The organism is Pseudoalteromonas sp. Z1A6, from assembly GCF_011378745.1.
Lineage (GTDB): Bacteria > Pseudomonadota > Gammaproteobacteria > Enterobacterales > Alteromonadaceae > Pseudoalteromonas > Pseudoalteromonas arctica.
Genome location: NZ_WTKW01000188.1, coordinates 1 through 8,281 on the forward strand (window position 1 = coordinate 1; position 8,281 = coordinate 8,281).

The window sequence follows — 8,281 nt, forward strand, 5'->3', positions numbered from 1 at the left end:
TTATAAAAATTAAAACAGCTAAAGCTAAATCATCTTTCCCCTGTGTGTACTTTTGCTACTATCAACCAAAATAAAAAACACTGGTAATAATAATGTCAAACACACGACACACAATTTGCGACTTTGGTTTACACCGAGGCGAAGCTTACACAAAGCTACCTGCCAGCTTTTTAACGTGGATGATTGCAGCAAACCATGAAAAATCTGAATATGCGAGTAAAGAATTAAAACGCAGAGAAACTGCTGCGACAAGCCGTAATTAAGATGAAATGTAAATAAGTACGTTTTTTTCGCATAAAACTAGTTTAAACTAGCCGCTCAATAAATTAAGTGGGCCTTAATAGACAGGTATTTTATGCGAATAATTATTTTATTTTCAGTTTTTTTAAGCGTACTTGGGTGTACATCGGCTACAACCGACTCAAGTGTAAGTAACTCTCCTGCAACTCAATATCTTACTGTACTTCATACTAACGATAATCATGGGCGCTTTTGGCACAACGAAAAAGGCGAATATGGTATGGCAGCCCGTAAAACGCTGATTGACTCTTTACGCAGTAAAGCTCAAAAACAAGGTCATGCGGTATTACTTCTCTCTGGTGGCGATATTAATACGGGTATTCCTGAGTCAGATTTACAAAAAGCAGAGCCTGACTTTAAAGGTATGTCTTTGATTGGTTACGATGCAATGGCATTGGGGAATCACGAATTCGACAACCCTATTGATGTTTTAAAGCAACAGCAAAAATGGGTGAACTTTCCTTTTCTATCAGCCAATATATTTGAAAAAGAGTCAGGCGAACACGCGTTTGATAGCTATAAAATATTCAAAAAGAATGGATTAACTATTGCTGTTATTGGTTTAACAACAACCGACACAGCTAAAATTGGTAATCCTCAGTATATTGGGCACTTAGAGTTTAAAGACCCTGTTGACGTTACAGCAAAACTAGCGAAAGAAATAAAAGCTAAGTACAACCCTGACATTACAATCGCCCTGACTCATATGGGTCATTATGTTGATGCTAGCTTTGGTATTAACGCACCCGGTGATATAACACTTGCTCGCTCACTTCCTGCAAACACGCTAGATATGATCATTGGTGGCCACTCTCAAGAACCTGTATGCATGAGCGATACAAATGTAAATGACGATAGCTTTAAACCAGGTCTTGCCTGTAAACCAGACCAACAAAACGGTACTTACATTATGCAAGCCCATGAATGGGGTAAATATGTTGGTAAAGCTGAGTTTAAGCTTGAAAACGGAAAATTAACGTTACTAGACTACAAACTGATGCCAGTTAATTTGTATGTAGATAAAGTACAAGCTGATGGCTCAACTAAAGAAGTATTAGCAAACGAGTACATTAAACCAGACTCAAAACTTGAATCTTATTTAGCGGTATACCAAGCTAAAGGCGCTAAACAAATTGAAGGTACCATTGGTGAAGTAGATGCTCGCTTAGAAGGTGACAGAAACAAAGTTCGCTACCAACAAACAAATCTTGCACGCGTAATTATTCAAGCTCAAATGGATGTAGTGGGTGCAGACTTTGGACTAATAAGTGGTGGTGGTATTCGCAGCTCAATAGAGGCTGGTGAAGTGAGCTATAAAGATATTTTAAAAGTACATCCTTTTAAAAATCGTATTACTTACATGGATTGGCAAGGCAGTGATTTATGGGACTATTTAAATACAGTAACGAGCTTCCCACCGGATGCTGGCGCTTACTTGCAATACCATAAACTATCGTTTGAGCGTAAAAATAATCAGTTAGTTAATGTTGTTATTAACGGCCAACCTTTGAACAAAAATAAAACTTACCGTATGAGCTTAAATAGCTATAACGCATCAGGCGGTGATGGCTATCCTGCGCTTACAAATAAAAAAGGCTTTGTTAGTACAGACGAAACAGATGCCCAAGCACTTCAAGATTTTATATCAAAAAACAGCCCTCTTAAAACGGCTGAATTTACTCCTAAATAGCCTCTAATAATAGGAAAGTAACCTTGTTACTTTCCTATTATTTCAATACTGCCCTTTTTAATATTTGCCAGCCCATAACTATGCAGACGAGAGCGAGAACCCTCCCCGTATGCTTTAGGTGGATAATATAACTCTTTTTCTTCAGGATACTCACTGAGTACTTCATCTAATGCAGCACGTACTTCGCTCAGGGTTTTTTCTAGGCTATTATTAAAGTTAGGCCTTTTTCTAACCGTATGGCCGAGTTCGACCAACCTATAAAAATACTTGTTAGCAAGCTCTAGCAGCTCCTCTGGCACATCTTTATTATGACTAAGCGCTACATCATCGTTATTTGTACAATACTCTACAAGTGCTAAATAAAAGCACAATGGCTTATTGGCTAAACACATTTTTTGTTCTGTATTACAACTACTTGATAATGTTTTATCGTTAAGGTCAACAATAAGTATCAGCGGCGTAGGCTCTTCAATTGATTGATGCTGTGCATTATTAAACTGCTTATTGCTCTGTTTAATAAACGCAAATTTCACCCAAAAACTAATCAATACACTTAATACTAAAAATATAAAATAGTAAATAAAATGGCTCAATGTAAAGTGGGCTTGTTGGACGTTAAATACAACTAATACGAACCCATTATTAGTGCTCAAACTACGTATTATTTGGTGTGAGTTTACAGGTGTTACCATCTCGTTTTTTGGTGCAATAGCAACAACTTTGAGCTCGTTCGAATTAATGTAGCTGTTTAAAGTTTTAATGTAGCTGTTAACTGCATCTTTATTACCTGAATGCTTTAGCAGCTCATTCGATAAATCGAGTAAGGGTAAGTCGAGTGCTATTTGCCTTTCTATCTGCGTAATTTTTTGTTTAGCTACTTGCTGGCTTTTTTGAGTTACAGAAATATAAAAGACAGACGACAAAATAAAAAACAAACTTATAATAACAAGTAATTGCTTATACTTACTCATCACCAACCTCCTCTTTTAAGCCTACTGAGCTGGCGCCACAGCGCCAAAATGGCTGGACGTTTTGATAGTAATGCAAACTTTGATCTTTAGACATATCAAGCAAATTTTCCTGCACTGCGCATAATAAATCAGTGTTGTTTTGCTGCATTTTTAAATACCATCTTGTTCCAGAAATATTATTACTCAATGGCGTAATATAGTTTTTTGAAAAACGTTTTTCGTCGCTCTCTTTCCAAAACGAAGCAATAATATCTACTTTTCCATTAGCGAGTAAATCACGTAATTCGTTATGAGAGCTAGCATAAGTGATTTTCAAATTGGCTAAATTAATATCCAACTCTTTAAACGTTTGCTTTGGTAAAATATGCCCTGATCGGCTGGTCGGATAATCAAGCAAACCTATGCGCTTATCTAAAAAGTATTGTTTAGTAACTCTAGGTTTTTCTTTAGAAGATATAAAAAAAGCCGTGTAGTCAGAAAAGCCAACAACGGGCTGGTAGTTATAGGTCGACTCTGCTTTAAAGGCTGCCATAATATTGTTTTTAGCCAAAATTAAGTCAGCAATTCCTTTACCCACAAACTCAAAGCTGTCTGCCGTTCTATACCCCCAATACCCTTTTACAGAGCCATATTGCTTAGCCACCACGTTATCAGAGCATAACTTTTGTGTTAATAACTTAGCTATTTTTTTTGATTGCGTAAAAACAATTAATTGGCCTTTGTTACTTGTTGCAGTTGTTTGACACTCTGTTGAGGTTTCGATCATAACTGGAAAGTGTAATTCATCATTGTATACACTAACTTGACCGCAAACCCACGTAACGACCAATAATAGAAACAAAAATGTAACAATTAACATTTTGTGCAACACGATATTTTTAAAATTCAAAGCAATGCCACTCAAAAATAGACTATATAGTGCATTTGAACAATTTCGCTTACTTATTACAACAAGTAATTTTACCTGTTAAACATAAACTATTGATTTAAAAGTAATGTGAATAAGAAACTATGAATTTTAATGAGTCCTTCCTATCAACACCAAAAGTAAGGACAATTGACCGCATTAGCCTGTAGCAACGCCATGAAATATTCATTAAGGAAGTTCTAATGCATAGCAATATAAAGTACTCGATATCTTCTGCGCTTTTGATTAGTGCAATATTTACAAGCACTGACTCACATGCTTGGGGTCAAAATGGCCACCGCATTGTAGGTAAGATTGCAGAATCTCATATAAGCGAAACAACTAAAGCGGCAATACAACCCTACCTTGATGGTGAATCACTTGCACAAATATCAACGTGGCCTGATGAAATGCGCTCTGCCCCTGGCGAGTTTTGGCAAAAGCAATCATCTCGTTGGCATTATATTAATGCAGCACCAGGAAAATCTTTCAGCTTCAATCACGAGCACACTAAAAACAAAGAATCTGTAAGTAATATCCTAGAAGGCATTCACTATTCAATGCAAACGCTCACTGATAAAAATAGCACCTTAGATGCTAAACAGTTCAGTTTACGTTTTTTAGTACATTTGGTGGGCGACAGTCACCAACCATTTCATGCTGGTCGAAGTGAAGATAGAGGTGGCAACCGTATTAAGGTTTCATTTTTTAACGAAGAAACAAATCTTCACAGCCTTTGGGATACAAAGTTAGTTGAGAACGAGAATTTATCGTTTACTGAGTACGCACAATTTATTGATACAAATAACAGCGAGTTAATTGCTGAGTATTTACAAAGCTCACCTATGACATGGGTTGAAGAATCTCATAATTTAGCCACAAAAATTTATAAATATACCAACAACGAAATTGGTTATAGCTACATATATAACAATACTCCAATTATAAAGACGCGCTTACAACAAGCGGGTATTCGATTAGCTGGATTACTAAATGCCCTATTTGACCCTTCTGCAAAAGAGTTAGAAACGGCACTGAAAATGACGACTGACAAATAAGCTGTATTAAATTTATATAACCTACACACGGGAAATCAACATTATGACTAAGCTTCGCCTTTCGAAATTAACTGGAGCGGTAATTTTAGCGCTAGGTGTTTCTACAAGCGCAATGGCTGCTGATACTTCATCTGCAATGCGTGGTAAAATTACAACGCCTTCAGGTGGCAGTGCTGCAAACGTTAAAATCAAAGTAGTTCACCAACCAACGGGAACTATTAGCGAACTAACTACAAACGAAAGTGGTACGTTTATCGCTAATGGTTTACGTGTAGGTGGCCCTTACACGGTTATCATCGATTCTGATACGTTTAACGATACTACCGTTGAAAACATCTATTTAAATCTTGGTGAAACTTATCGTTTAAGCTCGCAGCTTGCTCCGCTAAACATCGAAAAGATTGAAGTGTCTGGTTATAAAATTGTTCAACAATCAGGTGGTTCTAGCAGCACATTTGGCTCTGACACAATTGAAAACATGCCAAGTTTTAATCGTGATATTAAAGATATTGCGCGCTTAAACCCGCTTGCCAGCATTAATGGCAATGGCGAGCTTACATTTGCCGGTAGTAACCCTCGCTCGAATGGTTTAACTGTTGATGGCATCGGCCAAAATGATGACTTTGGCTTGAACTTTGGTGGCTACCCCACTTCTCAGCCTCCTGTAGCACTTGATGCTATTGAACAAGTTTCTGTTGATGTATCTCCGTTTTCAGCTTCTAAAGGTAACTTTGGTGGCGGTACTATTAATGCGGTAACAAAATCTGGTACAAATGAATTTAAGTTCTCTGGCTTTTACGAAATTTCTACCCCTGAGATAGCTGGCGATGTTGATAGTATTGTACAAGAAGACGATCTTGATGAGTTAGGTCATAAAACTTACTCTACAAATAAAGTAGAGCCGATTAAAACTGAAGAAAGATTTGGTTTTAATGTCGGCGGAGCGATTATTAAAGATGAACTGTTTTATTTTGTTAACTATGCAGAATGGTCAAGCGAACAGGATTTAGACTATGGTTTTGATGGCTCTGGTGCTTCAAATGAATTTAATACTTCTGAAGCTAACTATAATCGTTTCATTTCTATCTTAAATAATGAATACGGATTGACAGATTCATTAGCCGGTGCACCTGAAGATACAAATAAAAACTTGTTAGTTAAATTAAGCTGGAACGCAAGCGACGATCATCGCTTAGATTTTACTTATCAATGGCAAGACGACCAAGATGAGCGTAACTCTAGTACAGGCGGTGACAATATAGCCTTAGTTTCAAGCACTTATGCATACGTAACTAAGTTTAATAACTTTTCATCTAAACTTTACTCTGATTGGACTGAAAACTTTTCAACAGAAATTGGTGTGTCGTATAAAGATGTTACCTCTGATAGTGCAACTCGCTCTAACTTAGGAAGTGTTACTGTTGAAGAAGACGGTCGAAATGGTCCTTCTTACAGCTTTGGTACCGATCAATACCGCCATGCAAACCGTTCAGAAACACAAAATTTAACTTTTACATTAGACGCTACGTATTTAATGGATGAGCATGAAATAAACTTTGGAGCTCAGTACGAGTCACTTCGTTTATATAACCTATTTGCTCAAAACTCGCTTGGTTCATGGAAATTTGATAGCTTAGAAAATTTTGAAAATCGTCAGATTGGTTCTTATGATTTCTCTTATCAAAATGCTTACACTAATGATTCGGCTGACACAGCTTACGACGTAAGACGTAACCAGCTAGCACTTTATATAGAAGATACTTTTTATGTAGGTGATGATTTAGAAGTCACAGCCGGTCTTCGTTACGAGCGTTTATCATCAGATGATAAGCCAACTTTAAACGAGAATTTTGCTAATACGTATGGCTTTACCAACCAAGAAAACCTTGATGGTCTAGATATTATACTTCCTCGTGTAGGTTTTAAATACTACGCAACGGAATCGCTTACTATTAATGGTGGGATTGGTCGTTTCCAAGGTGGTATACCAAACGTTTGGTATAACAACTCATTCCAAAGTGACGGTATTACCTTAGTATCAGCACAAAACGATGTAATTAATGATTACTATGCAAATAACACAGCTGATATTACTCAGGTACCTGATGAAATAAAAAATACATTAGAGCAAGGCGCAGGTAGTGTTGCGTATATCGACCCTGACTTTAAATTGCCTTCAAGCATTCGTACTCAAATAGGTTTTGAATATGAGTTTGACTCTGAATTATTAGGTGATGGCTTTAAATGGCAAGCTGAAATTGCTTACCATAAAAAAGAGAATGAAGCAGTATGGCATAATTCGTCTATTAACCCAGTGGGCTTAGCAGCTGACGGCGAACGTGTTATCAATCAAAGTATTTACAGTGGCGATAATGTTGATATAGAAATGACGAATTCATCGGATGATGGTCGTTCAATTATTATTTCAACGGGTATTGCTAAACAATGGGATAATGGTCTGTTTGTATCGGCAAGCTATGCTCACCAAGATGTTACAGAATCATCAGCAGGTTCAGCTTCTCAGGCAGAAGGTAACTATAAGCACAATATTACTGTAAATCGTAATGAAGATATTGCAGCACGTGGCTTTTACGAAGTTGAGCACAGCTTTAAAATTAACTTAGCGTATAACACTGAATTTTTTGAAGGATATGCAACCAAGTTCAATGTTTATTTTGAACGTCGTTCAGGTCGCCCATTTAGTTACACAATGAATATGTATAAAGATGAAGACTTAGGTGATACTAGCTCTTTATTCACTAATGGTGCTTACTTACCTTATATTCCTACAGGTGCTGATGATCCGAATGTAAATTGGGCTGATTCTAAAATGACTTGGGCTGAGTTAGAACCGTTATTAGAGCGTGCTGGTATATCTCAACGTGGTGGGATCTTAGGTAAAAATACAGCAACGCAACCTTGGGTTACTACAATGGACGTTAGCATTAAGCAAGAAATACCTGGCTTTGCTGAAGGTCACACTGGTGAGGTTTATCTAATGATTGATAATTTCGCAAACCTTCTAAACAGCGATTGGGGTGTAGAAAAACGCTTAGGTTACTCTAACCAAACTATTTATGACTTTGGTGGTCTTGATGATCAAGGCAGATATATAATAGACAACAGTTTTGGCGGTGCGGATGTGCGTAATTACTCGCAAATCAGTTCATCGTCATCAGCTTGGCTGGCTAAAGTTGGTATTAGCTACAAGTTTTAAGTCTTAATAGGTAAGTAATAACACATTAAATTATTTGTTAACAAAACCCATTGCAAAATTGTAATGGGTTTTTTGTTTTTCACACCCCAATTTCACATGTTTGTCATAAAGCCCACGTAATATATACCCCGATATAGA

At 37.0% G+C, this 8,281-nt stretch carries 6 protein-coding genes; 4 read left to right on the forward strand and 2 right to left on the reverse strand.

The window, feature by feature from the left end; translation table 11 throughout:
* Window positions 1–92 precede the first annotated feature (92 nt).
* Window positions 93–263, forward strand: coding sequence for a hypothetical protein (locus GQR46_RS12450; RefSeq protein ID WP_165741117.1), 171 nt, complete (start codon window positions 93–95; stop codon window positions 261–263).
* A 92-nt stretch (window positions 264–355) separates the two neighbouring features.
* A complete protein-coding gene (gene ushA, locus GQR46_RS12455) occupies window positions 356–1,990 on the forward strand; it encodes a bifunctional UDP-sugar hydrolase/5'-nucleotidase UshA (protein ID WP_165741118.1) in 1,635 nt (544 codons plus the stop codon).
* A 26-nt stretch (window positions 1,991–2,016) separates the two neighbouring features.
* Here the strand turns inward: ushA and GQR46_RS12460 are convergent, their stop codons facing one another.
* Window positions 2,017–2,961 (reverse strand): hypothetical protein, encoded by a 945-nt coding sequence (locus GQR46_RS12460; protein ID WP_165741119.1) that lies wholly within the window; start codon window positions 2,959–2,961, stop codon window positions 2,017–2,019.
* Entirely contained in the window at window positions 2,954–3,820 is an 867-nt protein-coding gene (locus GQR46_RS12465) for a hypothetical protein (RefSeq protein ID WP_197119942.1), read from the reverse strand. Before GQR46_RS12465 ends, GQR46_RS12460 begins: the two co-directional genes overlap by 8 nt.
* 251 nt (window positions 3,821–4,071) lie before the next feature.
* On the opposite strand from GQR46_RS12465, the gene GQR46_RS12470 reads away from it, so the two are divergent.
* Window positions 4,072–4,926, forward strand: coding sequence for a S1/P1 nuclease (locus tag GQR46_RS12470; RefSeq protein WP_165728351.1), 855 nt, complete (start codon window positions 4,072–4,074; stop codon window positions 4,924–4,926).
* 43 nt (window positions 4,927–4,969) lie between these two features.
* Window positions 4,970–8,143, forward strand: a complete 3,174-nt coding sequence (locus tag GQR46_RS12475; protein ID WP_165741120.1) for a TonB-dependent receptor — start codon at window positions 4,970–4,972, stop codon at window positions 8,141–8,143.
* Window positions 8,144–8,281 lie beyond the last annotated feature (138 nt).